This is a genomic window from Streptomyces sp. CT34 (assembly GCF_000805335.1).
GTDB lineage: Bacteria > Actinomycetota > Actinomycetes > Streptomycetales > Streptomycetaceae > Streptomyces.
This window is the reverse complement of record NZ_KN708638.1, coordinates 2745278-2745855: the sequence shown is the minus strand read 5'-3', so window position 1 is coordinate 2745855 and position 578 is coordinate 2745278. Positions and strand designations below refer to the sequence as shown.

At 78.7% G+C, this 578-nt stretch carries 1 protein-coding gene; it reads right to left on the bottom strand.

What is annotated here, in order from left to right:
• Window positions 1-194 precede the first annotated feature (194 nt).
• On the bottom strand, window positions 195-578 hold a 384-nt coding region (locus RZ84_RS39685), incomplete at its 5' end, for an ATP-binding protein (RefSeq protein ID WP_241777671.1).

Below are 578 nucleotides of genomic sequence, written 5' to 3'. Positions count from 1 at the left end.
GGGGGGGGGGAGCCGGGCGGCGTCCGGGGTGCGTGCTCTCGGCGTGCCGGCGCGAGCACGCACCGGACGTTGGCCGGCAGGCGGGAGCACGCACCGGACGCCGCCCGGCCCGCGGGAGTTCGACGACAGGAGACCTGGCCCGTACCGGACCCGCCGGCCCTGCGGGGCCCGTACCGGGCCGCGGAGCCGGCCGTTCAGCGCGCGGTGTGCAGTTCGAACCACAGGGACGCCGAGCGGGGCGGTCCGGCGAACGGGGTCATGCCCCAGTCGTCGGCGAGCCGGCTGATCAGCAGCAGCCCGTGCGCCGGGTCGCGGTCGCCGGGCGGCACCTGCGGTTCCCCCCGGTGCGGGGCCTGCCGGAGGCCCCCGGGGGAGGGCGCGGGCAGGCGGACCGCCGCCGGCGGCTCGTCGTGCACGCTGATCCGCAGCCCGTGACCGGCCGTCAGCACCCGCAGCAGGATGTCCGCGGGCGCGGGAGTGCGCAGATGGGAGGTGGTGACCGCCTCCGACGTCAGCAGCACGGCGGTGTCCAGCAGCGGGGTGAGCGGGCCCCGGCGCAGCACCGTGCGGACGAAGTC